Below are 25,387 nucleotides of genomic sequence, written 5' to 3'. Positions count from 1 at the left end.
AATAGGTCGTTCACTTCGCGGAAAAGCATTCACCTTCGATTCGTGAGAGACGCCCCTACCGCGGCAGGCGAATCGTAAAGCGGCTGCCGACGCCTTCGACCGAGGTCACGCCAATGACACCGCCATGGCTATCGACGATCCACTTGGCAATGGCAAGCCCCAGACCCGAGCCCTGCGCGCCGGCATCGCGCGCGTTGTCGGCGCGATAGAACCGTTCAAACGCGTGAGCTGCGGATTCCTGGTTCATGCCGATGCCCTCATCCTCGACGCTTATGTCGATTGCGCCCGTGCCCGTATCCGGCGCTACGCCAAATCTGATGGATGTGCCCGCACCTGAATACTTGGCGGCGTTTTGCACGATCACGCGCAGGGTCTGCTTCACGAGCGCCACGTCGACGGGCGCGTCGCAGCGCGGGTCGCTGGTAAGTGCGGCATCGTACGCCAGCCGATATGTGTGCCCGGCATCGATCATCTGCGATTCCTCGCATACCTCGCCGACCAGTGCGGCCAGGTTGGTATTCGCACGCCGCAGGACCGTGCGCCCGGCATCGCCGCGCGCCAAAAACAGCAGCTGCTCCACGAGCTCTTGCATGTGCTCGCTTTCGGCCTTGAGCGAGGCGATGGACTCTGCCAGCACGTCCGGGTCGTTTTTGCCCCAGCGGTCGAGCATGTTCACGTAGCCCTGAATCACCGCGATGGGCGTGCGCAGCTCGTGACTCGCATCGTTGACAAAGCGCATCTGCTGCAGCTTGGCCTCTTGCATCTGGCGCAGTAGGCGGTTGAGTGCAACCTCGATGCTTGCCAGGTCGGCGTCGCCGGTAGTGACGCTCGGCGAGTCGACGCTTGCGCGCTCGATGGCCTGCTCCAGTGTTTCCATCTTGCCGCCGGAGAGCTGCGCGCGGCCGAGCTTGTCTACGCGCAGAGCCAGGTCGTTGAGCGGCGCCATGGTGCGGCGCACACGTCGGGCGCCGCCGAGCATGTTGAGCACGCTGATAGCTTGCCAGCCTGCAACGACAAGGCAGAGAGGCCATAGCGTGACGAGGTCCTGTGCGAGGGGGAAAGTCTTGGTGGTACGCGCAAGTTCGACAGTATAGGTGAGCGTTGTCAGGTCCCAGCCGCGCGCGGGCGTCAGCGACATGCCGTGAACGGCGCCGCCAGGGATCCATCCCGCGGTAAACGCGCCATCGGGCAGCGTCTGGTTGTAGCCATAGACGAGGATCGCTGCCGCAGCAACCAGCAGCCACAGGTCGAGCCAGATGTAGCTCGCCAGGCGGCGCCACATATAGCTCCTGTTGATGGCGCGGGCGATGGAGGTGACGCGCTTGGCCTCGGCGTTACACGCGGCAGACATAGCCCACCCCGCGCACGGTCTGGATGATGCGGGCACCGCCGGCGTCTTCGATCTTGGCACGCAGGTGCGCGATGTGCACATCGACGTTGTTGGTGTCGCCCACGTATTCGTAGCCCAGCGCCTCGTGCGCGATACGCTCACGCGTGAGCACGGTGCCGGCGTGTGCTATAAGCAGGGCGAGGACATCGAACTCGCGAGCCGTGAGCGCGATGGGCGAGCCACCGACCGTAACTTCGCGGCGGTCGGGGTCGAGCGCAACCGAGCCCACGGCGAGCGTGGCGGGGGAGGGCGAGGCAGAGGTCTTGGCCGAGTCGCCAGCCGGGGACGTCGCGGCGGTACCGGCACCCGTAGCGCCCGCCCCGGCACCGGTGCCGACCGCGCCCGAAGCCGCCCGTATGGCCTCAGCGCGCTTCAGCGCCACGCGGATCCGTGCGAACAGCTCCTCAATCGCAAACGGCTTGGTCAGGTAATCATCGGCGCCGGCATCGAGCCCGGCCACCTTGTCCATCACGGCATCGCGCGCGGTGACCATGATCACCGGCACATCCTTGTGCTTGCGTATGCGCCGCAGCACCTCCATGCCGTTGAGCTGCGGCAACAGTACATCGAGCAGAATCAGATCGTAGTCGCGCTCCAGCGCCAGATCCACGGCGGTGCGGCCATCGCCGGCGTGCTTCACCTGGTAGCCTTCGTGCTCCAGCTCGAGCGTCACAAAGCGGGCGATTTTCTCTTCGTCCTCTACGATCAGGATCCGTGCCATGCGTGCCCCCGTCTGCGATTACTTGTCGTCGTTGAGATTTTGCTTGATGTCGTCCGCGGCGTTGGCAGCGCTATCCATAAGGTTGTTGATACTGCCGGGCACGTCGCCGTCGCTGTCGATGCGGTAGCGCATGCCAAAGAACAGGCCAATCAACATCAGCCATATCGTGGCGCCCCAGGCAAACAGCGCGACGATGGGGATCAGGATGGGGATGTTGAGGATGATCGCATCGCGGCGCGTGGCGATAAACTTGGTGTCCAGACTCAGGCGGAAGAGCTTTTTGAGGTACCCCCACACGCTATCCATCTTCTTGGAGAAGTCGGTCTTTTCGCTCGACTTCTCATAGGCCGCCTGCGCGGCGACCATTTCGGCCGAGGGTTCATCGACTGGCGCGGACTCGGTGGCGGCATGCGCCGATGTGGTCTGGGTCTTGCCCTGCGACTCGAGCCAAATGATGGCATCCAAAACGTTGCCGTCGGCAGCGTCGAGCGCCGCCTTGGCATCGGTGTAACTCACGTTGCACTTGGTGCGGATGGTTTCAACTTTTTCGAGGTCGTCCATGACCTGTCCTTTCGTTCGATGGGCGCGACGCCGGGCGATCTGCCCGGGCGCGAGCGTTGCGTTCGGCGGCCTGCGTTGCGCGGTGCCGCCCCGCCCTTGGTCGAACTCTATAGTGCAGGTTATAGATTAAGCGATTCTTGAGCCAAGATTAATGTTGGATGAGTTTTTGGGTGGCAGTGAGGAAGGGAGAGGTGCCCTTCTAGGTGGCTAGCAGCGAGGTCTAATACTTTTCCGAGAAGTGAACGAGCTAAATCGGACCCCCGAAGCATCGACACTTTAAAGGTGCCGTTTCCTGCGGTTTCGATACTGGAATCCTGCGATTTTGCCGACGAAAAATGCGGATGCTTCAGGGGTCCAAAAACAGACGCTCACTTTTCCGGAAAAGTATTAGACCTCGATAGCTGGGGATGGTGAGCCGGTAACAAGCCGGCGGCAGAAATGGGATAAGAAAAGCGTATGGATCGCATGGATCAAAACCACGTTGCAAAAGTATGAAAATATCCTACAATCGCAACATAAAGTACTTTAGCAACATAACGGCGATAAGCGAGCTCTCCGAGAGCGAGGGCGTGTTCACCACAGCTCAGGCGGCTCGCATGGACATCTCTCGAGATGCGCTGGCACACTCATGTCGTGCGGGACGTCTTGAACGGATATGCCACGGCGCCTACCGGATGTCTGGGACACAGCGCCGAGACACCGACGAGCTCAACGCTTTTTGGAAGCTCACCAATCCCTCCCTTTGCGCGTGGGAGAGAAAACGCCGGTGGGATGGCATCGCCGTGAGCGGTACGACGGCGGCGAACCTACAGCAAATAGGCGATTTCTATCTGTCCCCCTATAGGATGACCGCGCCCATGCGTATCAACACAAGAAACGAATCCCTTTCTTTTGTAAAGCGCGAGATTGCCGAGCGGGATATCGTTTGGCTCGACGGCCTGCCGGTAACTAAACCCGAGCGCACGCTTGTTGATCTTTGTCTCGATTGCGAGGACCCCTCATTAATTATCGATGCCTATCACGATGCTCTTGGACGTGGGCTCGATACGCAGCGGCTGAGAGGTCTTGTAGAAGAGAACTCTAAAACCGCCAAACGACGCGAGCTGATGAGGCCTTTGCTGATGGTACTGAACGGGTAGTGTGAATATGCAAGCTGACTCTTATGGCGTTCCGCAGCGCAGGCCTGTGTCGATCACCTATACTGGTTGGGCTCAACTGGAGAGGTGATAACTGGTTATGAAATCAATCAATGTTGCAGCAGCGATTATTCAGAAGGACGGGAAAATCCTGAGCTGCCAGCGCGGTTATGGCGAGTTTAAAGACGGCTGGGAGTTTCCGGGTGGAAAGCTCGAGCCGGGCGAAACGGGCGAGCAAGCGATCGTGCGCGAAATTCAGGAAGAACTCGAGGTCACGATTGGCAACCTCGAGCATTTGTGCACGGTTGAGCACGATTACGAGACGTTTCATCTGTCGATGCAGTGCTATCTAGCAAGCATCCTTTCGGGCGAGTTCAAAGAGCACGCCCACGAGGATATGAAGTGGCTCGATACCAATAACCTGTGGAATGTCGACTGGCTTCCGGCGGACGTTAAAGTCGTCAAGGAGCTCGAAAAAAAGCTCGGGCTTAAGTAAAAAAGGAGCGGGCGCCACATGACGACTCGCTCCTTTTTTTACTCGGCTTCACTCAGATCGCTGAGCATAAACTCGTAAATGTCCTGGCGCACGGGCGCATTGAGTTCATATTCGATTTCGACGGCGTTGTCGCCGCTCTTAGTTTTAATAGTTTTGAACTCGCCAGTCGGATGCATTTCGCCTAGGAAGTAAAATTCCTTGCCACCCTTATCGTCCTTGTTCTTGCGCATAAACAAATACGTCTTTAGCCCGTTGCCCGGCCATGCCTGCAGTCGCTGAATCTCGGGGGAGTTGAGCGTGCGATTGTTCTTAGAGATATGCAACTAGCTTACTCGGCGAAACAAAGCGGTCTTCATACTGAATTGACTCACTAATGTCGGGTGCCTTGTCATAGTTAATAAACACGGGGAATGTATTGGTCTTCTCGTCGTAGAAGTAGCCGCCAAGATTTTGGCCGTTGATGTTCTTTTCCCAGTTCATCAAGCGGCAAACTTCTTCGTACGTGTACTTGGCGTTGAGAACGAAATTTGTGTTTTGGTACGTCTCGGCATAGTCGAGTCGGTTACGCGCAATGCCAAAATCCAGCACCTCGAGAATCTGACGCTTGAACTCTACGTTGCGCAGAGCGGTCGCAAACGCTTCGGTCAGACGAGGTCCGCATCCATCGTCAATAAGCAGGGAAACGAAATCCTTGGGAGTGGCAAAGTCGCCCTTAAGGACTGTGATTGCCGACCTAACGGCGCTGTCCTTAAGCTGTGTGTGGTAGTTCCTAAGCGCAGCCTCGCGCATATGCCGGTAGCCCTCGTGTCCGGCTTCGACGAGCGTTTGAAGCAAATAGAGGTCTTCGAAACGCTTGCCCGCGGCGAGCTTTTGAGAAATAAATTTGAGAATTTTGGTTTGATCAGAGGAAAATTGAACCGTGTAGTCCGGCTCGTATTTGGATAGAAATGCGTGGTAGGACCCCAGGCCGCTATTCTTGAAGATAAGCAGCGGATCGATGGAGCCGTTACGATCAAATTCGAGCAGCGAGGGAATTTTGCCGAGTTTCTGGCGCAAGTCGAGATATTCGTTTTTCAAAAACCTGACGGAGGTGAAATCGCCGCCATCGATGGCCTTGTAGATGCGTGCCTCGGAAATACGATCGAAGCTCACGGTCGAGCATCCGGGGATCGTCGAATCGCCCTCTTGGACGAGTCGACGCAGGCGATCTTTGTTGTACGTTTTGTCACCCGAAAGCGCGATGGGCACCAAGAAGTTGCTCTGGTAGTTGCCAATAAAGTCGAGCACCAGCGCGTATTCCTTACCATCATTCAGACGCAAACCTCGTCCGAGCTGTTGAATAAAGATGATTGCGGAGTCGGTGCGTCGAAGCATGATGATCTGATTGAGCGAGGGGATGTCGACGCCTTCGTTCATGATATCGACCGAGAAAATATACTCGAGCTCGCCGGCTTCAAGTCGGCTGATAACGGCATCGCGGACTTCATCGGGATCTTGACCGCTAATCGCAGCCGTTCGATATCCGAGAGCGTTGAATTTGCGCGACAGTTCTTTGGCCTCGGCGTTTCGATTGCAGAAAATTAAGCCCCTGCGGCTGCTTTTGGTGACGCTATATTCTTCGATCTTCTCGGTGATGTGACGCACACGCTCGTCGGACGTTAAGCGCCCGAACAGGGCGGTATTTTCGACCGTCTCATCGTCAATCTCCAGATCGTGAATGCCAAAATAATGGAAGGGGGCTAGCATCTCCTCGGACAAAGCGTCCTGCAGCGTGATCTGGAATGCGATGACGTGATTGAAAAGGGCAAAGACGTCATAGCCGTCGGTGCGATTGGGTGTAGCGGTCATGCCCAGATAAAACCGAGGCGTAAAGTGCGACATGATGGATTGGTAGCCCTGAGATCCCGTGCGGTGGGCCTCGTCGATGACGATGTAGTCGAACTCATCGGGACGGAAATCGCTCAGATGTTTGGCGACCGAAGAACACATGGCAAACACACAGGTAGCATCGCTTGTATTCTTGCCAGTTTGATAGGTGTCGAACATATAGGTACTACCTAAGAGCCGTTCGTAGCTTGCACGGGAAGCGTCGATAATGCGCCGGCGGTGCGCAAGAAAGAGGACGCGCCGGGGTTTAGTTGCGAGCACATCGAACGCCGAAAGGAAGGTCTTGCCAGTGCCTGTTGCCGAGACCAGCAGGGCGCGAGTCTCGCCCTTGCGGTGGATTGCACCGAGCGCCTCAAGGGCGCGCTGCTGCATTTTATTGGGCTTGATTTCTTCGAGGTCGTTCGTGGTTGGGCTAACAGCTGCCTGGAACGTCGGTTTCGATTTGGGCTTTGGCGGACGCGCCGATCGATATGCGGCATAGTTCTCAATCCAGTCTTGGGAAAGCGCAACAGTCGAGGCGTCACTCCACAGCGAATTGAACTCACCTCTAAGCTCTCCGAGCAAGCGGCTGTTTTCAACGGTCTGGTACAGCACGTTCCATTCTTTATTGCAGGTGAGGGCGGTCTGCGTCATGTTCGAGCTGCCGACGATGACCGTGCTGGTTTCGCCCTTATCAAAAATGTATCCCTTGGCATGCAAATTACCCTGGAATACGCGAACTTCTATGTTGTCGTATTCCAGGAGCTTGCGAAAGGCATCGGGTGAGTTGAAATTGAGATAGGTGGACGTGAGCAGCCTGCCCTTGATGCCACGCCGTTTGAGTTCTTGAAATGCTTCGACCAGAATCTGCAGGCCGCCGTCTGCAACAAACGCTACGCAAAAGTCAAAAGAGCTGCAGGTTGAGAGCTGCTCCTTGATAACGGATAGTAGTGTTCCGCCTGTCGCCTTCGAGTTGGCGATGAGCTTGGGTGAATCGTTCTCGCGTGCGAGCGAGTCGAATTCAATATCAATCTGCTGCTGCGTAGTCATCCCGGCCAAACCTTTCGAAAGACTATGTTGGCGCCAGGATAACAGATCGATCGTTCGTATTTTGGGCGTATGACGATTAAGATTGGCGGTTTGGCGCGAGCTTTCGGACGTGTCCGCACGACATGCGACACTTACCCTGCCACCATGCTCCGCCGCGGCGGCATGCATCTGAACAACGACCCTCTAAGGAGTTTGATACCGATGAGCGACAACACCAAGCATCTCGCAAAGAGGTGCGTCAAGGACGCGGGGCCGTGCCTCGCGTTGTGCCTTGCCGGCGCAGCGGTCGCGCTGCTGGCTGTTCTGGGGCCATTCGACGTGCTTCGAAGTGCCAGTTCCCTGCACGTTTGCATAGCCCTTGCCGGCGCCATGGCGACCGGCGGCGTGCTCGATCTGGTCTTTTGGGTGTTTGACCCGTTTGGATGGAAGAACGAGGGGTAAGCCCTAAGGGATGGAAGGGCTGGAACGGTTGGCTTAGTGATCGTGCAGAATGTGGACTAGCGACTTACAGGGAAGTGGTGATCCGATGACGGTCTATGTGACGGGCGATATTCACGGCGGCCTCGACATGCAAAAGCTGCGCGATTGGGATCTTGGGGAAAGCCTGACGAGCGACGACTATCTCATCATTGCCGGCGACTTTGGCTTTCCGTGGGATTTCTCTGCCGAGGAATGTGCCGACATCGCTTGGCTGGAGTCGCGCCCCTATACCGTGCTGTTTGTCGACGGCAACCACGAGCGCTACGACCATTGGGCGGAGCGCCCCATGGAGCCGTGGCACGGCGGGCTGACGCAGCGCCTGTCGGATACTTCGTCCATCCGCCGCCTGACGCGCGGCGAGGTTTTTGAGCTCGACGGCTCAACGATCTTTACCATGGGCGGTGCCACGAGCGTGGACAAGGAATACCGCATTCCGTATTCCAGCTGGTGGCCGCATGAGCTGCCGAGTGAGCGCAGCTTTGAGGAAGCGCGGGCCAAGCTCGATAGCGTGGGCTGGAAGGTCGACTACGTGATCACCCACACCTGCTCAACGCGCATGCTCTCGCCCACGCTCTATCCGGCGCCTGGCTGGAATTACCCCGCTGTCGATCGGCTTACGGCATTTTTCGATGAGCTGGAAGACCGCTTGGACTACAAGCGCTGGTACTACGGGCATTTTCATCGGGATGCCAACCCGGCCGAGCGCCATACCGTGCTCTACGACTGCATCGTTCGCCTGGGCGACGAACTCCAGCCCTGGGATGTTGCGTAGGGGCGGGGCGTTTGGGCTTCGTGACGAACCAAAACCGGCTTGCTAAGGGGTTTACTCCCAAGCTGACTTGCGCTCGAGTAACGTTTTCGTAGCTTCAGGCATGGGGGAGTCAAGTATCTCGCAAAACGCATCGAACTCCTCTGGTGAAAGATGAGTTGTTGATACTTTGGCAATGTCGCTATTGAGGCGCTCGTCAGGGCGGGCTGCCGTCTGTTGCATGTTTGTCCTTTCATCCATAACGATGTTTTCCCGGTGCGCGCGGATAATATCCCAGCTAAAGTGCTCGACCAATTGCTCGGCGGTACGCGGCGTGGTGTCCGGCGCGATGCCTGTTTGCCCGGCGAGCCAGCCCAACAGTGCCTCGGATGTGCCAAAGCGGGCGCGGAGTTCGCCCAAGTCCAGATCGCGGTCTCGTTTGGAAAGGCGGCGGCCGTCCGGTGCCATGAGTAGCGGGATGTGCGCGTAGTGCGGCGTGGGCAGTCCCAGCAGATGCTGCAGATAGATTTGGCGCGGCGTGGAGCCAAGCAGGTCGCATCCGCGTACGATCTCGGTAATACCCATGGCGGCGTCGTCGACCACCACGGCTAGCTGATAGGCAAACACGCCGTCGCTGCGGCGCACCAAAAAATCGCCGCACTCGGTAGCGAGTGCCTCGCATTGGGCGCCGTACGTGCGGTCCACGAATTCGATCACGTCGTCTGCGAGGTCATCGACGGTGGGCACGCACAGACGCGTGGCTGGGGCGCGCAGGATGCTGCGGCGGGCAACCTCCTCGGCCGAAAGACTTCGGCAGGCGCCACGGTAGATGGGCGTGCCGTCGCTCGCGTGCGGTGCACTCGCGGCGTGGAGCTCGGCGCGTGTGCAAAAGCAGGGATAGGTGAGGCCGGCGTATTGCAACTGGCGCAGGGCGCTCTCGTACAGGTCTAGGCGATCGTGCTGATAGTAGGGGCCTTCGTCCCACTCCAGCCCCAGCCAGGCCAGGTCGTCAATCAATTGAGCGGCAAGTTCCGGGCGCTTGCAGCGATCGTCCAGGTCTTCGATGCGCAACACGATGCTGCCGCCCTGGCTGCGGGCCGAAAGCCACGCACACAGGCAGCTGAACACGTTGCCCAGGTGCATGCGGCCCGAGGGCGACGGGGCAAAGCGCCCCACGACGGGGGCGGGGGCGGGGTCGGGCTTGCTGTTGGTCGCCGTCGACGTGGCCACGGCGGGCGTTGCTATGTTGCGTGCGTTGATGTCCATGCGGACGAGTATAGCGCGGGGTGAGGTGAGGCGTCGTCGATGCTCGCAAGTTGCCGATGTCGCGTGTTGTGCGCGGCGGGCACCGACTCAACACCTCGATTACCGCCCCAAGCTCAGTCCCTTCAACCCCTCAAACGACAGAAACCCCGGCAGCTCTTCGCAACTGCCGGGGTTTCCGCGGAAAAGGGGGACATGATCCTCGAGCGAACGGCAAAGGGGCAAACCGTTTTCGCTCAACTGCTTTATGCCCCTCAACTGGCGGCTCAATCAGCGCATGCCGCGCCCACACAAAGCCGCTACACCTGTGATGGAGCTATGAAGTGGTATCTATTGCCGGAGCGGGCTATGCCAAGGAGTGTCCCAGATTGCCGGCAGATAAGGAACGTCCCCAGGTGCCGGCGGCGGGCGTGACTTTTGTCCCGTTTTGACGCTCCGCTGACCTAGATGTTCGTCACATGAACCCGCAAACGTGGGACAATGACGCTACTGGTACCACAGACAAAGGATGTGCCTATGAACGCCCCCGTTGCCCAGCCCTGTCGGCAGCGCCGCCTGTTTGCGCGGTTCGCTTCCGTCTGCGCACTCGTCGCGCTTGCGTTGTTGCTGCTGCCTGCCGTCGCGCACGCCGACGGCTACTCCATGAGCCAAACCTATATCGGTGCCACGGTTGAGGCCGATGGCTCGCTGACCGTTGTCGAGGGACGCCAGTTCGATTTCGACGATGACATCAACGGCGTGTATTGGGATATCAATACAGGCTCTAACCAGCAAGGCGGCTCGGTGGTCGTCAATGTGCTGAGTGTCGAGGAAGACGACGCTGCGTTTAACAAGGTCGACAGCGCAAACAAAGGCGACGACGGCGTTTACACGGTGGATCAGTCCGACGACGGCGTAAAGATTAAGGTGTTCAGCCCCCACGAGAGCGGCGACAGCGCAATCTACTACGTGAGTTATTCCATGACCGGTGCGGTTATGAACTGGGCCGATACCGCCGAGCTCTACTGGAAATTTGTGGGTGACGGCTGGTCTGCGGACTCCGATGACGTCGAGATGGAAGTCTACTTTGCAAATGCCGCTGCCGGGACGGCTGCCGTCAAGGGCGATAACTTCCGCGCATGGGGCCACGGCCCGCTGACGGGCGACGTGTCGCTCGATGCGGACGAGCCCACGGTCACCTATACCATTCCCTGCGTGCATGAGGGCGAATTCGCCGAGGCACGCATCGCCTTCCCCAGCGACTGGGTGCCGCAGCTTGCCGTCTCGGGAGAAAAGCGCATGTCGACGATTCTGAGCGAAGAGAAGGAATGGGCCGACGAGGCCAACGCTCGCCGTGAGCACGCGCGTGCGGTTGCCGGCGCGATTGCCGTGGTGTGTGTTGTCGTGGCGGTTGCCTATACCGGTGTGATCGTGATGCTTAAGCTGCGCAGGCCCAAGCCCAAGCCGCTCTTCCAGGACGAGTACTTCCGCGATGTGCCCTCGGCCGACCATCCCGCGGTGCTTGCGGCTCTCATGAGCTGGAACGACGTGCCCGATCAGGCATATATCGCCACGCTTATGAAGCTCACCGACGACCGCGTGATCAAACTGGAAGAAGCGACCGAGACCAAGAAGAAGGGCCTGCTCCGTCGCGAAAAAGAGGAGCAGACGTATCGCATCACAGTGACCGACGAGGCCTGGAAGGCTGCCAAGAAGGACGGCATCGATCGCGATGTGCTCAAGGTCTTCTTCGCCGGCGTTAAGCCCGATAAAGACGGCGTCCGTTCGCGCACGTTTAGCGAGCTGGAGGAGTATGCCAGCGAGCGTACTGAATCTGTTGGCGACAAGCTCGAGGACTATCAAAGCACGGTTAAGGGCAAGCTGGAGACGCGCGAGCTTATCGCCTCGGACGGCACCATCGCCCTAGTTGCCGGCTTGGTTCTCGGCATCATCATTGTCTGTGGTATTTTGGGTTCTCTGTTCTATACCGACTTTGCGGATGCCAATGTCGGTGCCGCTATGATCTCGATCCCCGTCACCATCGTGGGCTTTGTCCTGAGCTGCACCTTCCGTCGCTACACGCCGGAGGGCGCCGAGGTGGCGGCTCGCTGCAAGGCGCTCAAGCATTGGCTCGAGGACTTTACGCGCCTGAAGGAGGCCGTCCCCAGCGACCTGATCTTGTGGAACAGGCTGCTGGTGATGGGCGTTGCCCTGGGCGTTTCGAAAGAAGTGCTGCGACAGCTGGCCGAGGCCGTGCCTGCGGACCTGCGCAACAGCGACGACTTCTACGATAATTACCCCTGCTACTGGTGGTATTACCATCACTACGGCAACGAGTCCCCGCTCGATTCGTTCAACGATGTGTACCACGAGACCATTCGCGAGCTGGCTTCGAGCTCCGATAGCTCGAGCGGCGGCAGCGGCGGCGGCTTCTCGGGCGGCGGAGGCGGCGGCGTCGGCGGAGGCGGCGGCGGAACGTTCTAGCGAGCGCTTGCTTTGGGGTGGACCTTTCTGGGCGGTTGCCAGGGAAGATCCATCCCATTTTTGTGCATCGAAACGGGCCATACTTTCCGCTGCGGACCTTCGCGCAAGGGGCAGTGGGCAAAAAATGCCAAATATGAGTACTGTTGCTGCGTTGGTCACATATGTTTGCACATAATAATGGACTTCTAACGAGATTGTTTCTCTTTAGGAGTCCATTTTACTGTACATTTGGGGAGATACGTTAGTTCATCCGACGCGCCGAGATGCCTAAGAGACCTGAAAAAGCCGAATTGCGCTGCACTAAAAAAGTAACAGTACTCATATTTGATGTTTTTTGACCACAGCCATTTGCAGACCACCAAGGTACTCATTGGGGACAGACTTAAATGACCAGTCGTTGGGGATCAATCATTGGGGACAGACTTAAATTACTAGGTGTGGCTGCCTGGGCTAGGCTGTTAGGTCGAGTTCGTAGAGAAAGCTTTCGCGCGGCATGGCGTGGCGGCGCTCCTCGCGGTTGGCGCGGTGCGTGGCGGTGCGCTTAAAGCCGTGCAACTCGTAGAACTTCCACGAGCAGTTGGAGTCGGTGTACAGGTGCGCCCTTGTCGCCCCGCGCGAGGAAAGGTACGAGACCGCGGCGTCGAGCAACACCGAGCCAACGCCCAGGCCGTGGACTTCGCGATCAACGGCAAGCAGCGTGACCTCGTTGTCGTGTGGCAACGGGCTGCTTTCGAGCAGGCGGTTGTTGGTTCGGATGGTTGTGCGCACAAACGAGAGATACTCGGTGCAGGCATCGGGCTCCAGCTCGCGCATCTGCGAAAGCAGCGCGCGTTCGGTATCCATCCAATGTTCCTTGACGGTGGCGCCGGAGCTCTGTCCCGCACGCGCGAGCGCAATGCCACGCGCCTGACCGTCGATTACGGCAACCTGCGAAAACGTCGATGACGAAAGGCAATAGGCGAGGTCGCATGCGGCCTCAAGGCGGTTGTACTCATCGTTATCCGAATTGTTATGCCAAAGCTGTTGCAGAATCAGCGCGATGGCGTCGAAGTCTTCGGTATCAAACGGTCGGTAGAGAACCCGCGAGACCATGGTGCCTCTTTCTTTTGCGGATGCATATCGAGCACAGTTCTACCACGCTATTGGCATCTAATTATGGTGCCCCTGTGTTCCATGAACTCACCGTGCCCGGTGCCGTGCCCATCCCCTCCGCTCGCAAACTTTTTCTGCACATGCGCTCGTTGCGGGGTGCATCGATGCGCTCGATGCGCTACATTGAATCAGTATTTTCAATGCCGCTGCGCGAGCGCTGCAGATCGACGTATCACCGACTCACAGAGCACGGCGGCGTACCAGACAGGAGGACTGCATGGGATCTGATGTGAAGATCGCACGCGCGTTGATCTCGGTTACCGATAAAACGGGTGTCGTCGATTTCGCACGGACGCTGGTCGATGACTTTGGCGTCGAGATCATCTCTACGGGCGGCACGGCTCGTGCCATCGAGGACGCGGGCGTTCCCGTAACCCCCATCGAGGAGTTCACGGGCTATCCCGAGATGATGGACGGCCGCGTTAAGACCCTGCACCCCAAGGTTCACGGCGCGCTGCTGGCCCGCCGCGATTCCGAGCAGCACATGCAGGAGGCCGCTCAGCACGGCATTAAGCTGATCGACCTGGTCGTCGTCAACCTGTACGAGTTCGAGAAGACCGTCGCCAACCCCGAGGTCACCTTTGCGGACGCCATCGAGCACATCGACATCGGCGGTCCCTCCATGCTGCGCTCTGCCGCCAAGAACGCTGCGAGCGTCACCGTCATCTCCGACCCGGCCGACTACGATGCCGTCCTGGCCGAGATGCACGAGACCGGTGGCTGCACCACGCTTGCCACCCGTCGCCGCCTGCAGGTGAAGGTCTACCAGACTACCGCCGCCTACGACACGGCTATCTCCCGTTGGCTTGCCGCCCAGGCAAGCGACGTGGCGGACACCTCTGCCAAGCTCGAGATCTCGCTGGAAAAGGTCGACGACCTGCGCTATGGCGAGAACCCGCAGCAGAAGGCCACGGTCTATCGCTTTGCCGAGGGCTGCGAGAACACCGCGAGCTCTCAGTTCCCGCTTTTGGGCTCCGAGCAGATCCAGGGCAAGCCGCTCAGCTACAACAACTATCTGGATGCCGATGCCGCCTGGAGCCTGGTCCGCGAGTTCGACGAGCCGGCCTGCGTGATCCTCAAGCACCAGAACCCCTGCGGTTCCGCCGTTGCCGAGGACATCACGGCCGCCTACGACCGCGCCTTCGCTTGCGATCCCAAGAGCGCCTTCGGCGGCATCATCGCCTGCAACCGCGAGATTCCCTTTGAGTTGGTTGAGCACTTCGCCGACCAGAACAAGCAGTTCGTCGAGGTCATCATCGCCCCGAGCTATACCGCCGAGGCGCTCGAGCGCATGGCCAAGCGCCCCAACCTGCGCGTGCTGGCTACCGGCGGCGTGGACCACGGTGCCCAGGTGGAGCTGCGCTCCATCGACGGCGGCATGCTGGTGCAGGAAGTCGACCACGTGACCGAGGACCCCGCGACCTTTACGTTCCCCACCGACCGCAAGCCCACCGACGCCGAGATGGCCGAGCTCGAGTTTGCCTGGAAGGTCTGCAAGGGCGTTAAGTCCAACGCCATCCTGGTCTCCAAGGGTAAGGCCGGCATTGGCATGGGCCCGGGTCAGCCCAACCGCGTGGATTCCGCGTTGCTGGCCTGCGAGCGTGCCGAGGACTTCTGCGAGCGCGAGGGCGTGGAGAAGGGCGGCTTTGCCTGCGCAAGCGATGCGTTCTTCCCGTTCCGCGACAACGTCGACGTGCTTGCCGCGCACGGCGTGACCTGCATCATCCAGCCCGGCGGCTCCAAGCGCGACGATGAGAGCATCCAGGCCTGCAACGAGCACAATATTGCTATGGTCTTCACCGGCGCCCGCCACTTCCGCCATTAAGTAGGGAGGTGGCGCTGCGGCTTGCCCAGCCACCGCACCTTGCCGCTCATTCGTCGCTCGCGTACCCAAGTACGCGTCGCTCCTCTTTCACGGCAATCTGCGGCACCTGGGCAACCCTCGCCGACCTATTAGGTTGACTGGGGAGGATGGGATGTTATCTCGTCCCTTGGACTGGCCTCACTTCTAAAATAATCTCTGCAAAAGACGGCTGCTCCGTTTGGAGGGCCGTCTTTTTGGTATAAGAGGACGGAATGACTAACACGAAAGGTACAACCATGCCCCAGATTGATGATGCCGAGCTGTTTGGCAATGCCGAGGATCAGCGTGCGTACGAGGACTTTTGCGCCAATCAGGAGGCGGTCGAGAAGTTTACGCTCGACAAGCCCGCGCTTGTCTGCCGTTGGCGCATGTCCAACAAAAAGGTGCCCATGCTCAACCGCCACATCCGCGCGCTGTCCGAGCGACTGGTACAGGGCGAACCGCTTACCCATAACATGCTCAGCTGGGCCAAACAGCACGTTGAGTGGTCGCTTGTCGAGGGCGATTACGCTGCGCGCGACGGCGTACTCATGCTGGTGATCGACATCAACGGCAACGCTGCCATGACGGTGGGGGAGTACGAGCCGCTCGCCGATACGTCAGCCAAGGCGCTGCGTGCCCGCTCTGCCGAGGCCCGTTCCGAGGCCGACGAAACCGGCGTGGCGCCCGAGCTGCTTGCTGCCGTCAACGACGGCGAGCTGGCCTTTGTGGCGCCGGCGGACGAGCGCCTGTGCGGCACGGCGACGCTCATCGAACAGCTGGCCCAGACCAAGGACATCCCGGTCACGCGCGTAGACATCCCCGCTCAGCTCAAGGGCGCGCTGTTCCTGGTGAGCGACGAGCACGGCGTGGTCCCCGCCGACGATACCGATGCCGCCGAGGCGGACGCCGCCACGGTCGCCTTCTTCGCCGAAGGCTACGAAAAGCTCCGCGCCCGCCGCTAAATGATTATTCTGGGACGGGGATAAAAAATCATTTTGGTCCCCGTTCCCGTCGCGAGCGTAAGGCGGACAAAACGCCCCCGCTCGCGAACAGTTCTGTCACCTTGGCACCGCGCGCGGTGCACACCTGCAGTTTCGCAGCCATAATGGTGGCAAGACAACCAAGAGGGGAGCGGAATCCATGGCGCTAATCTATATCGTTGAGGACGACGAGCCCATTCGTCGTGAGCTTGCCGACATTCTGGCCCGTGCCGGTTTTGAGGTGGAGGCCTGCGAGTCGTTCGAGCACGTCTCGCGTGACATCCTGGCCGCTGCACCCGACTTGGTACTGCTCGACCTGACGCTTCCCGTCAAAGACGGTCAGCACATCTGCCACGAAGTCCGTCACGAATCCGAGGTCCCCATCATCGTCCTCACGTCGCGCACGACCGAGATCGACGAGGTCATGGCCATGACGCTCGGCGCGGACGACTTTGTCCCCAAGCCCTACAGCGCCCGCGTGCTTGTGGCGCGCATTAACGCACTGCTGCGACGCACCGCCACTGCCGGCGAGCGCAGCACGGTCGTCCACAAGGGGCTGGAACTCGACCTCGCCCGCTCCGCGGTCACCAACACGCAAACCGGCGACAGCACCGAGCTCACCAAAAACGAGCTGCGTATCCTCTCGCTGCTTCTGAGTCGCGCGGGTAAGATTGTCTCGCGCTCGGCCATCATGCAGGACCTGTGGGACTCCGATGCCTTCGTGGACGACAACACGCTCACCGTCAACATCAACCGTCTGCGTACCACGCTCGAAAAAATCGGCATCAAGGGGTATTTGACCACGCACCGCGGCCAGGGCTATTCGGTCTAGGGGTCGGCTATGTCGTTTGCCAAATTCCTCAAAGATGCGCTGCTTTCCGTCGCCGTGTGGACGTGCGGCGTGCTGCTGAGCTGCTTTGTGCTGGCGGTCGCCGGAGCCCCGGCATCTATCGTGGTCGTGGCGGTCGGCGTGTCCTTTATCTTTGGCATGCTGGGTATCGTGATTGAGTATGCGCGTCGCCGCCGTTTTCTGCATCAGCTGGAGCGCGCGGCCGAGGAGCTGGAAAGCCCCGCATGGGTACAGGAGATGGTCCAGTGCCCGACCTATGCCGAGGGCGAGCTCGAATACGAAGTCCTGCGCCGGGTGGGCAAGGCCGCCTGCGACGAGGTTGCCGAAGGCCGGCGCCAGACCGATGACTATCGTGACTATATCGAGAGCTGGGTCCACGAGGCCAAACTGCCCCTGGCTGCAGCCCATCTGATTTTGGAAAACCTGGACGGCAGCGAAGACGACCTGTCGCGTGTGGATGACCTGGGTCGCGAGCTGGCTCGCGTTGAGCGCTATATCGACCAGGCACTGTACTATGCGCGCTCGGAAGTCGTGGAGCGCGACTACCTGATTCGCCGTTGGGATCTCAAGACCTTGGTGACGGGCGCGATTAAAGCCAACGCGCGCGAACTTATCGCGGCACATGTGGCGCCGGTGTGCGAGAACCTCGACTTTGAGGTCTTTACCGACGAGAAGTGGCTCGAGTTTATTCTGGGTCAGCTCATTCAGAACAGCATTAAATATGCGTGCGAGGACGGCGCGAAGATCGTGTTTTCGGGCGCATTGCTGGACGAGGGCTTGGCGAGCGAACGCATCGAGCTCACCGTCGCGGACAACGGCTGCGGCGTGAGCGCGGCCGACCTGCCGCGCGTGTTCGAGAAGGGCTTTATCGGCGACAACGGCCGCGCCACCAAGCGCGCAACGGGCATCGGCCTCTACCTGGTGGCGCGCCTGTGCTCTAAGATGGGCATCGATGTCACCGCGGCATCGGAGCCGGGCGAAGGCTTTGTCGTCACGTTCGCCTTCTCAACGAACAAGTTCCAATACTTCGAGTAGCCGGGCCGTCTTGCGGTGCGAACGGCTATGTTCCCGAACGTGAACATAACTATGAGGCTCAAATGGATCTCCCAAAACAAAAACGTGCAGCCCAAACAAAACGTGCCGTCCCAAACGGGGCGGCACGCCATCTTTTATCAGCCAACTCGCTGAAGTAAGGCTGCGAAGGCCGCGAGGCCGGGAGGGGTTTCCTAAGGGCACATCCCGCAGCCGCAACGCGGCGAGGACGTGCCCGTGGAAACCCCGCAGGCCCCGCGGCCGGTGGGAGCAACGCTACTTTACGACCAAAATGTCGCAGTCCGTATTGCGCAGCAAAAACGTCGAAATCGAACCCAGAAGCGCATACTTGATCGAGGACAGGCCGCGGGCGCCGCAGAGCACCAGGTCGGGCTTGACCACGTCGAGCATCTCGTCTTTGAGCGTCTCGCGAATACGACCGGCGCGAATCATGACCTCGACCTCGGGAATATCGGGATTGGCCTTGGCCTCTTCGAGCTGCTTGGCGATGGAGTTCTTAAATGCCTCCTCTAGGCCGTTGACCAGATCGACCGGATAGGAACCGGCGCTCTCGAGTGCCGTGGAATCGATGACGTGGCCGATGATCAGCTTAGCGCCGTTGTTCGCGGCGACTTTGATGGCGCGTGCGAGCACAAAATCCTGCTGTTCAGTACCGTCGAGTGAAACAAATACCTTGGTGTAGCCCTCGTTCATGGTTTCCTCCTTGGTCTATCGCACGGGCGCGGGGCTCGTGCGTCGGGCGGGCGCGGGTGCGTTGACCGCCGGACACTTTATCTTGTTGCAGTTATACCCAAGGATTTCGGTTTAACTGCTCGCAATTCTGTGAACGGGCGAGTTTTTTGGTAAGGGTAGGCGCGGTCGCACCGCCAACGGTTGATAATGGGACATCGCCCGCATCGTCCGCAGAGCATCTACCGGCGGGTGTCTAACGAGGGGGTCCCTTTGGATATTATCGAGCTTCTAAAATCTGCCTTCATGGGCCTGGTCGAGGGCATCACCGAATGGCTGCCCGTTTCGTCGACGGGTCACATGATCTTGGTGGACGAGTTCGTCAAGATGAACGTGAGCGAGACGTTCTGGAATATGTTCCTGGTCGTGATTCAGCTCGGCGCCATTCTGGCCGTCTGCGTGCTGTTCTTCCATGAACTCAATCCGTTCTCGCCCAGCAAGGGCAAGGAGGGCCGTCGCGACACCTGGGTGCTGTGGGGCAAGATTGTGCTCGGTTGCATTCCTGCGGCGGCGATCGGCCTGCCGCTCAACGACTGGATGGAGGAGCATTTCTACAATGCTCCCGTCGTGGCGCTGGCGCTCATTGTGTACGGCGTGCTGTTTATCGTGATCGAGAACTGGCGCGCGAGCAAGCGCGAGGAAATGACCGTTGCCGGTTCGTTTGGTTCGCGTGCTGTGGTGTCGGGTGGACGTCCTGCCGGTGCGCACTTTGCGGCGCCCGCCGCGGCTACCGCTGAGGATGAGGACGATGACGAGAGTCTGGACTTTGGTTCCATCGCCACGCTCGAGGATCTAAGCTGGAAGACTGCGCTGGGTATCGGCTGCTTCCAGGTGCTTTCGCTGGTGCCTGGTACGTCTCGCTCCGGTTCTACCATCATCGGCGGCCTGCTTTTGGGCTGCACGCGCTCGGTGGCGTCTAAGTTCACGTTCTTCCTGGCTATTCCCGTTATGTTTGGCGCAAGTGCGCTCAAGCTGGTCAAGTACTTTATTAAGGGCGGTACTTTCGGCACCAACGAGATCGCCATCTTGGGCGTGGGCTGCGTCGTCGCCTTTGTGGTGTCGCTCATCGCCATTAAGTGGCTCATGGGCTTCGTCCGCCGTCACGACTTCAAGTGCTTCGGCGTTTACCGCATCATCTTGGGCATCGTGGTGCTCGCGTACTTCTTCGTCCTGGAGCCCATGCTCGGCCTGTAGCTTGGTTGACGCTGCGCGGCGGCCAGAGCGACAACTTGTCATTCAAAGAGGGCGGCGTGACCAAAAGGTCTATGCCGTCCTCTTTTTTGGGCGATGGGGCGGGCCTGACGGTGGCGCACGGAGTCGTGGTGTGATTTGCGTCGGTGTCCGCGCGGCTCGGTATACTGGTACGGCTCAAACTATGGCGCTGCCCGCAGGCGCGCCGTCCGTCAGATGAGGAGTCGCCCATGACCCAGCCCTTGCCCTGGGAAAAGAACGCCGCGGTACCCGTGCCGCCTGCGCCGGAACCCGTGCCGCTCGATGCATACACCGCCCCCGCTGCGCCGGAGTCCGAGCTCGTTCCGCTCGACATCTACGACGCCCCGGCTCCGGCGCCCAAACCTGCCAAGCCGCTCGTCGACATCGACAGTCTTAATCCCGCCCAGCGCGAGGCGGTCCTGACCACCGAGGGCCCGTTGCTGGTGCTCGCCGGCGCCGGTTCGGGCAAGACCCGCGTCCTGACCTTCCGCATCGCACATATGCTCGGTGACCTGGGCGTTAAGCCTTGGCAGATTCTTGCCATCACGTTTACCAACAAGGCCGCTGCCGAGATGCGCGAGCGTCTGGCGGCACTCATTCCCAGCGGCACCCGTGGCATGTGGGTGTGCACCTTCCATGCTATGTGCGTGCGCATGCTGCGCGAGGACGCCGACCTGCTGGGCTACACCGGTCAGTTCACCATCTACGATGATGACGACTCAAAGCGCATGGTGCGTGACATTATGCAGGCGCTCGGCATCGAGCAAAAGCAGTTCCCCATCAACATGATCCGCAGCAAGATCAGCTCGGCCAAAAACGCCATGATCGGCCCCGAGGACATGCTCAAGAGCGCCGATAGCCCCAACGACAAAAAGGCCGCGCAGGTCTACCTAGAGCTGGAGCGCCGCCTGCGCGCCGCCAATGCGATGGACTTTGACGACCTGCTCGTGCGCGCGCTCGAGCTGCTGCGCACCCGCCCCGAGGTGCTCGACAAGTACCAGGAGCGCTTCCGCTACATTAGCGTCGACGAGTATCAGGACACCAACCACGTCCAGTACGAGATCGCCAACCTGCTGGCCGCCAAGTACCAAAATCTCATGGTCGTGGGCGACGATGACCAGTCCATTTACAGCTGGCGTGGCGCCGATATCACCAACATCCTGGACTTTGAGAAGGACTTTAAAAACTGCAAGACCGTCAAGCTGGAGCAGAACTATCGTTCCACGGGTCACATCCTGAGCGCCGCCAATGCCGTGGTGCGCCACAACTCGCAGCGCAAGGACAAGCGCCTGTTTACGGCCGAAGGCGATGGCGAGAAGATCCAGGCCTTCCAGGCGAGCGACGAGCGCGACGAGGGCCGCTGGATTGCCGGCGAGATCGAGAAGCTGCATGTCAAAGGCACGAGCTACGACGATATCGCCGTGTTCTACCGCACCAACGCCCAGTCGCGTATCCTCGAAGATATGTTCCTGCGCGCGGGCGTGCCCTACAAGATCGTGGGCGGCACGCGATTCTTCGACCGCGCCGAGATCCGCGACGTCATGGCCTACCTCAAGATGATCGTGAACCCGGCCGACGAGATGAGCGTCAAACGCGTCATCAACACACCGCGCCGCGGCATCGGTTCCACCTCGATCCAAAAGATCGAGCAGCTGGCGCGCGACAACCGTTGCTCGTTCTTCCAGGCCTGCGAGATCGCGTGCGCCGAGACCGGTATGTTTAGCGCCAAGGTGCGCAATGGCCTGTCGAGCTTTGTGTCGCTGGTGCGCGAGGGCCGACGCATGGACGGCGAGCTCAAGGACGTCGTCGAGATGATTGTCGATAAGACGGGCCTGCTGCAGGCTTTCCGCGCCGAGGGCACCATGGAGTCCGAGAGCCGCGCCGAGAACATCCAGGAATTCCTGGGCGTCGCCGCCGAATTTGAGGAGACGCACGAGGATATCGAGGGCACGCTCGAGAGTCTAGAAGAGCTGCGCGCAGCCGGTGTTGCCGACGTGCCTGCCGGCGCCGAGTCCGAGCCCGTCGTGGTGAGTGCGCCCACGCCCGAGCCGGGGCCGTCTGCACCGGCATCCTCGTTTGAGGCACTTGTCGGCGCTCGTGACGCCGCGGGCTCCAATCCGCTCGATAGCCTAGCCGCCCCGGCGCTCTCGCCGCAGGATGCCCTGGTCGCCGCCATCGCGGGCAACGCGTATGCCGTGCCAACAGAGCTACCGGCGGGCGCCGTGCATGCCGACGAGATCGAGCGCACCTACGGTCCGCTCACCTGTAAGGCGCTGCCGGCACTCATGGAGTGGCTGGCCCTGCGCTCCGACTTGGATTCCCTGGCCGGCGAGACGCATGCCATCACCATGATGACCATCCACTCCGCCAAGGGCCTGGAGTTCCCGGCGGTGTTCGTTGCTGGCATGGAGGAGGGTATCTTCCCGCACGTGCACGACTTTGGCGGCAGCGATGACCCGGGCAAGCTCGAGGAGGAGCGTCGCCTGGCCTACGTTGCCATCACGCGTGCCCGTAAGTGCCTGTTCCTGACCTATGCGGCCACGCGTCGCACCTACGGCTCGACTTCTGCCAACCCGCGCTCGCGCTTCCTCAATGAGATTCCGTTTGAGGATATCGAGTTTAGCGGTATCGGTTCTGCCGGTTTTGAGGGCACGGGCTGGGAGAAGCGCGGCGACCGTCACGGCACCTTTGGATCGGGCATGGGCTCGGATATGTACGGCGGCAAGGTGTTCGGTTCGCATACGCGCTCGACCGGCGGTTCCGGTTCGCGCGGCGGATCGAGCTTTGACGATTTCTTTGGCGGCAGCAGCTACGGGACCGAGCGCCATCGTGGGGTCTCGCCCGATGCCGGCCGTGTTGCCTCGACCTTTGGCTCGGGCGCGCCGCGAGCCAAAAAGCCGTCGTCTAAGGTGTCGCCGACGGTGGAGCGCAAGGTCGATCGCGCCAGTGCATCGCAGGACTTTGCCGCGGGCGACACCGTGAGCCACAAGACCTTTGGCACGGGTACTGTGATTTCGGTCGCCGGAGACATGATCGAGGTCCAATTCGAAAAGACCGGCCAGACCAAAAAGTTGATGATGGGCTTTGCTCCAATTGTCAAGCTGTCGTAATCCCGGCGGACCCGGGCGGGCGTAAGGGGCAACATCGCCTGCTCGGGCAGTCCTGCGCAAGACGGAGAGCACATTAAGTGCTCTCCTTTGCGTGCGGAACTCGCGATCGATGTTGCCCCATACGCCCGCCCGGGTCCTTGGGTAACGTTGCTGAACGAGCGTTGCTCTGCCTCTCGCTTTTTGATCTGGAGAACCGGGTGGGCTGAATACTTAGACATGGCAAGGGGCTCCCCCGTTGAAGAACGGGGGAGCCCCTTGTTGCGTTTGGGTTGTTACCTTGTGGTTTTGGTGATTGAACGTTTTATACTGTTCAGTATAATTTTAGATAGTAACTAAAACGTTGGTGAAATGAAAATGGTGATAGGGAGTGTTAATATCCTGTCCCCCGAAACGCATCTTCTCCTTAGAGCTCGCTATCGATCCAAGGCCGGTAGAGGTGCAGATTCCCCGCATGTATCTTGAGTGGTTTTCGCTTCGCTTGGCACGGCTCGGCGTGTCTGAGCAAGGTCGTTTTATTGTCGCCGAACCAAAAGAGCCACCCAGTGTGATTTCGGCGCGGAATCTCGTCAATGCAGTGCGCAAGACAGATGCTCGCCCGGTGGCAATTTGCTGGGATGCCATGGATTTAGGCATTATGCGCGCGCTTTCTTCGGAGGGAATCGCATATATCCGAGATGAGCGAAATGCGTTTCTGCCGTTTATCGGAGCTGTTATTTCCGATGAGGTACTGGGTGCTTCCCCTGCTGCTCCGCTTTCGCCCCAATCTCAACGAATCGTTCTAAATCTCATCGCGGGACGATGGGTTGACTGCTCTGCCGGCGACCTAGCGCGTCTGTGTGGCAAAAGCGCGGCAAGCGTTAGCGGCTATCTTTCGGAAATCGCCGCTATTGCTCCTGGGCTAATCGCACGGGACGGCAAAAAGCGTATATTGCACGGCGCCGGGTTGTCGATCGAGACGTTGCTAGATGGGTTTGAGGATTATCTTCGCACGCCAGTTATAGAGCGCATCCGGCTTAAGGGGGCGGTCGACAGGGAAGAACTGCGAGCCGTTGATGCGCTGCTTTCCGGAGTGTCTGCCCTTAGCTATATGTCCGACCTTGCTCATGAAGACTCCGCCCCAACCATTGCTCTCGAAAAGAATCAGCTAGAGGCCTTAAAAGAACATATGGGCGACAGGTGGCTGGAGGCCCAGTGGTACGAACCGGCCTCTGTCGAGATTGAGGTCTGGTCGTATCCCGTGGACGAGCCGTCCGATATTAGTTTTGACACGACGGGCTTGCAATGTGTTGACCCGTTTTCCCTATACGTTGCCTGTGCGAAAGCGGAATACAAAGACGAACGTCTACTCGATGCGGTCGAACAGCTCAGGAGGACGATATGCCAAAAGTAAGGGGAGTAGAGCGATTTGCCGATGCCATGAGCAATTGCGAGGGCAGCTATGTCCTTATTGGCGGAGGGGCCTGCAGCGTTCTATTTGACAGCGAAGGTGATTCATTTAGGGCTACCGAAGATCTGGATGTCGTCGTAATTGTTGATAGAAATTGTATTGAATTTGCCACTGCATTATGGGCATTTATCAAAAGCGTCGGATACGAAATTGGAAAAACCGCCGATGGAAAATGTACTTACTATCGGTTTCGTATACCCGAAGGATCAAGGCGGGCCTTAGATTATCCCGGCCAAATCGAGTTGTTTGCCCGGCACCCTGACTTTACGCTCGAAGACGAAACGAGCGAGGTGGCTCCCCTTTCCTTTGACGGGGCGATATCGAGTCTTTCCGCCATTATTCTCGATGATGGTTACTATGATTTTATTCGTGATAACGCAACGAATATCGGGGGCATCACGTTGCTCGATGCGCTCCATATCATCCCTCTCAAGATGCGTGCGCACATTGATATCAACAGGAGCTATGAAGAAGGGCGTCATTGCAACGATATAGATCGGCGGAAGCATCGTTCGGATGTTGCTCGACTTGCCGGCTTGTTGTCGTCCTCGGCGCGTTTGGAGCTAACGGAGCAAATGAGGGCTGATGCGGAGGATTTCTTTACGGACTTTGCTTCTTATGTAAATCGACAGACCAATCGTAAGGAAAGAGCGCGGCTTCAGGACACGTTATTGTTTCTCAAAAAAGTCTACCTATAGGCACCCCGATTCGTTATGTATGACAAGGGCCCCGTACATGGACGGGGCCCTTTTTGATTTTTAGCTTGTTGTTGCTAGTCAGAGGCTCGCCGGGATGGGGCGCGGGGTTTGGTCGATCGCGAGTTCCGCACGAGCA

At 59.3% G+C, this 25,387-nt stretch carries 21 protein-coding genes; 13 read left to right on the top strand and 8 right to left on the bottom strand.

The annotated features are described in order from the left end of the window. Positions 1-55: 55 nt before the first annotated feature. The 3 genes from I2H81_RS02145 to I2H81_RS02135 are packed head-to-tail and all read right to left on the bottom strand — an operon-like array spanning position 56 to position 2,672. Entirely contained in the window at positions 56-1,351 is a 1,296-nt protein-coding gene (locus tag I2H81_RS02145) for a sensor histidine kinase (RefSeq protein ID WP_195644348.1), read from the bottom strand. Then, entirely contained in the window at positions 1,335-2,111 is a 777-nt protein-coding gene (locus I2H81_RS02140) for a response regulator transcription factor (RefSeq protein ID WP_195644347.1), read from the bottom strand. The genes I2H81_RS02145 and I2H81_RS02140 overlap by 17 nt, the downstream gene beginning before the upstream one ends. 18 nt (positions 2,112-2,129) lie before the next feature. Next, the gene (locus I2H81_RS02135; protein WP_195644346.1) at positions 2,130-2,672 is read right to left on the bottom strand and encodes a UBA domain-containing protein; all 543 of its coding nucleotides are present in this window, start codon (positions 2,670-2,672) and stop codon (positions 2,130-2,132) included. Between the two features lie 491 nt (positions 2,673-3,163). Here I2H81_RS02135 and I2H81_RS02130 point away from each other — a divergent pair, with 491 nt between their 5' ends. Beyond that, a complete protein-coding gene (locus I2H81_RS02130) occupies positions 3,164-3,811 on the top strand; it encodes a type IV toxin-antitoxin system AbiEi family antitoxin domain-containing protein (RefSeq protein ID WP_267489981.1) in 648 nt (215 codons plus the stop codon). A gap of 97 nt (positions 3,812-3,908) precedes the next feature. Then, positions 3,909-4,304, top strand: coding sequence for a (deoxy)nucleoside triphosphate pyrophosphohydrolase (locus I2H81_RS02125; protein ID WP_195644344.1), 396 nt, complete (start codon positions 3,909-3,911; stop codon positions 4,302-4,304). A gap of 38 nt (positions 4,305-4,342) precedes the next feature. Here the strand turns inward: I2H81_RS02125 and I2H81_RS02120 are convergent, their stop codons facing one another. Both I2H81_RS02120 and I2H81_RS02115 read right to left on the bottom strand, forming a co-directional pair. Continuing rightward, positions 4,343-4,627, bottom strand: a complete 285-nt coding sequence (locus I2H81_RS02120) for a DUF3427 domain-containing protein (RefSeq protein ID WP_195644343.1) — start codon at positions 4,625-4,627, stop codon at positions 4,343-4,345. Further along, positions 4,614-7,220: a DUF3427 domain-containing protein gene (locus tag I2H81_RS02115; protein WP_195644342.1), complete on the bottom strand. Its 2,607-nt coding sequence runs from the start codon at positions 7,218-7,220 to the stop codon at positions 4,614-4,616. Before I2H81_RS02115 ends, I2H81_RS02120 begins: the two co-directional genes overlap by 14 nt. A gap of 201 nt (positions 7,221-7,421) precedes the next feature. Between I2H81_RS02115 and I2H81_RS02110 the strand changes: the two genes are divergently transcribed. Then, on the top strand, positions 7,422-7,661 hold the full coding sequence (locus tag I2H81_RS02110; RefSeq protein ID WP_195644341.1) for a hypothetical protein: 240 nt from the start codon (positions 7,422-7,424) through the stop codon (positions 7,659-7,661). 85 nt (positions 7,662-7,746) lie between these two features. Then, entirely contained in the window at positions 7,747-8,472 is a 726-nt protein-coding gene (locus tag I2H81_RS02105; protein WP_195644340.1) for a metallophosphoesterase family protein, read from the top strand. A 51-nt stretch (positions 8,473-8,523) separates the two neighbouring features. Here I2H81_RS02105 and gluQRS read toward each other — a convergent pair whose 3' ends face one another. Continuing rightward, positions 8,524-9,714: a tRNA glutamyl-Q(34) synthetase GluQRS gene (gene gluQRS / locus I2H81_RS02100; RefSeq protein WP_324253198.1), complete on the bottom strand. Its 1,191-nt coding sequence runs from the start codon at positions 9,712-9,714 to the stop codon at positions 8,524-8,526. 513 nt (positions 9,715-10,227) lie between these two features. On the opposite strand from gluQRS, the gene I2H81_RS02095 reads away from it, so the two are divergent. Then, positions 10,228-12,174, top strand: a complete 1,947-nt coding sequence (locus I2H81_RS02095) for a DUF2207 domain-containing protein (RefSeq protein WP_195644339.1) — start codon at positions 10,228-10,230, stop codon at positions 12,172-12,174. Between the two features lie 450 nt (positions 12,175-12,624). Here I2H81_RS02095 and I2H81_RS02090 read toward each other — a convergent pair whose 3' ends face one another. Continuing rightward, complete coding sequence (locus I2H81_RS02090) at positions 12,625-13,266, bottom strand: GNAT family N-acetyltransferase (protein WP_195644338.1); 642 nt, start codon at positions 13,264-13,266, stop codon at positions 12,625-12,627. A 277-nt stretch (positions 13,267-13,543) separates the two neighbouring features. Between I2H81_RS02090 and purH the strand changes: the two genes are divergently transcribed. The 4 genes from purH to I2H81_RS02070 all read left to right on the top strand — a co-directional run bounded on the left by purH (position 13,544) and on the right by I2H81_RS02070 (position 18,037). Beyond that, on the top strand, positions 13,544-15,151 hold the full coding sequence (gene purH / locus I2H81_RS02085) for a bifunctional phosphoribosylaminoimidazolecarboxamide formyltransferase/IMP cyclohydrolase (protein WP_195644337.1): 1,608 nt from the start codon (positions 13,544-13,546) through the stop codon (positions 15,149-15,151). A gap of 275 nt (positions 15,152-15,426) precedes the next feature. Then, positions 15,427-16,134, top strand: a complete 708-nt coding sequence (locus tag I2H81_RS02080) for a hypothetical protein (RefSeq protein ID WP_229107998.1) — start codon at positions 15,427-15,429, stop codon at positions 16,132-16,134. Positions 16,135-16,312: 178 nt separating this feature from the next. Next, a complete protein-coding gene (locus I2H81_RS02075; protein ID WP_195644335.1) occupies positions 16,313-16,984 on the top strand; it encodes a response regulator transcription factor in 672 nt (223 codons plus the stop codon). A 9-nt stretch (positions 16,985-16,993) separates the two neighbouring features. After that, the gene (locus I2H81_RS02070) at positions 16,994-18,037 is read left to right on the top strand and encodes a sensor histidine kinase (RefSeq protein WP_195644334.1); all 1,044 of its coding nucleotides are present in this window, start codon (positions 16,994-16,996) and stop codon (positions 18,035-18,037) included. 273 nt (positions 18,038-18,310) lie between these two features. Here I2H81_RS02070 and I2H81_RS02065 read toward each other — a convergent pair whose 3' ends face one another. Further along, entirely contained in the window at positions 18,311-18,748 is a 438-nt protein-coding gene (locus tag I2H81_RS02065; protein ID WP_006235921.1) for a universal stress protein, read from the bottom strand. A 249-nt stretch (positions 18,749-18,997) separates the two neighbouring features. On the opposite strand from I2H81_RS02065, the gene I2H81_RS02060 reads away from it, so the two are divergent. The 4 genes from I2H81_RS02060 (at position 18,998) to I2H81_RS02045 (ending at position 25,251) form a co-directional block, all read left to right on the top strand. Beyond that, positions 18,998-19,978, top strand: a complete 981-nt coding sequence (locus I2H81_RS02060) for an undecaprenyl-diphosphate phosphatase (RefSeq protein ID WP_195644333.1) — start codon at positions 18,998-19,000, stop codon at positions 19,976-19,978. Between the two features lie 227 nt (positions 19,979-20,205). Next, on the top strand, positions 20,206-23,106 hold the full coding sequence (locus tag I2H81_RS02055; protein ID WP_195644332.1) for an ATP-dependent helicase: 2,901 nt from the start codon (positions 20,206-20,208) through the stop codon (positions 23,104-23,106). 451 nt (positions 23,107-23,557) lie between these two features. Next, positions 23,558-24,496, top strand: coding sequence for a hypothetical protein (locus I2H81_RS02050; protein ID WP_195644331.1), 939 nt, complete (start codon positions 23,558-23,560; stop codon positions 24,494-24,496). Beyond that, the gene (locus I2H81_RS02045) at positions 24,484-25,251 is read left to right on the top strand and encodes a hypothetical protein (protein ID WP_195644330.1); all 768 of its coding nucleotides are present in this window, start codon (positions 24,484-24,486) and stop codon (positions 25,249-25,251) included. The genes I2H81_RS02050 and I2H81_RS02045 overlap by 13 nt, the downstream gene beginning before the upstream one ends. Positions 25,252-25,387 lie beyond the last annotated feature (136 nt).

Source organism: Collinsella aerofaciens (assembly GCF_015561195.1).
Lineage (GTDB): Bacteria > Actinomycetota > Coriobacteriia > Coriobacteriales > Coriobacteriaceae > Collinsella > Collinsella aerofaciens_AC.
The sequence above is the reverse complement of the archived record's forward strand: the minus strand, read 5'-3'. Positions and strand labels throughout refer to the sequence as shown.

Coding starts and splice junctions, on each gene's coding strand:
- I2H81_RS02075 (WP_195644335.1), top strand. CDS start 16,313: ATGGCGCTAATCTATATCGTTGAGGACGACGAGCCCATTCGTCGTGAG.
- I2H81_RS02145 (WP_195644348.1), bottom strand. CDS start 1,351: ATGTCTGCCGCGTGTAACGCCGAGGCCAAGCGCGTCACCTCCATCGCC.
- I2H81_RS02045 (WP_195644330.1), top strand. CDS start 24,484: ATGCCAAAAGTAAGGGGAGTAGAGCGATTTGCCGATGCCATGAGCAAT.
- I2H81_RS02105 (WP_195644340.1), top strand. CDS start 7,747: ATGACGGTCTATGTGACGGGCGATATTCACGGCGGCCTCGACATGCAA.
- I2H81_RS02110 (WP_195644341.1), top strand. CDS start 7,422: ATGAGCGACAACACCAAGCATCTCGCAAAGAGGTGCGTCAAGGACGCG.
- I2H81_RS02065 (WP_006235921.1), bottom strand. CDS start 18,748: ATGAACGAGGGCTACACCAAGGTATTTGTTTCACTCGACGGTACTGAA.
- I2H81_RS02125 (WP_195644344.1), top strand. CDS start 3,909: ATGAAATCAATCAATGTTGCAGCAGCGATTATTCAGAAGGACGGGAAA.
- I2H81_RS02070 (WP_195644334.1), top strand. CDS start 16,994: ATGTCGTTTGCCAAATTCCTCAAAGATGCGCTGCTTTCCGTCGCCGTG.
- I2H81_RS02115 (WP_195644342.1), bottom strand. CDS start 7,220: ATGACTACGCAGCAGCAGATTGATATTGAATTCGACTCGCTCGCACGC.
- I2H81_RS02130 (WP_267489981.1), top strand. CDS start 3,164: ATGAAAATATCCTACAATCGCAACATAAAGTACTTTAGCAACATAACG.
- I2H81_RS02090 (WP_195644338.1), bottom strand. CDS start 13,266: ATGGTCTCGCGGGTTCTCTACCGACCGTTTGATACCGAAGACTTCGAC.
- I2H81_RS02140 (WP_195644347.1), bottom strand. CDS start 2,111: ATGGCACGGATCCTGATCGTAGAGGACGAAGAGAAAATCGCCCGCTTT.
- purH (WP_195644337.1), top strand. CDS start 13,544: ATGGGATCTGATGTGAAGATCGCACGCGCGTTGATCTCGGTTACCGAT.
- gluQRS (WP_324253198.1), bottom strand. CDS start 9,714: ATGGACATCAACGCACGCAACATAGCAACGCCCGCCGTGGCCACGTCG.
- I2H81_RS02095 (WP_195644339.1), top strand. CDS start 10,228: ATGAACGCCCCCGTTGCCCAGCCCTGTCGGCAGCGCCGCCTGTTTGCG.
- I2H81_RS02055 (WP_195644332.1), top strand. CDS start 20,206: ATGACCCAGCCCTTGCCCTGGGAAAAGAACGCCGCGGTACCCGTGCCG.
- I2H81_RS02135 (WP_195644346.1), bottom strand. CDS start 2,672: ATGGACGACCTCGAAAAAGTTGAAACCATCCGCACCAAGTGCAACGTG.
- I2H81_RS02050 (WP_195644331.1), top strand. CDS start 23,558: ATGTATCTTGAGTGGTTTTCGCTTCGCTTGGCACGGCTCGGCGTGTCT.
- I2H81_RS02080 (WP_229107998.1), top strand. CDS start 15,427: ATGCCCCAGATTGATGATGCCGAGCTGTTTGGCAATGCCGAGGATCAG.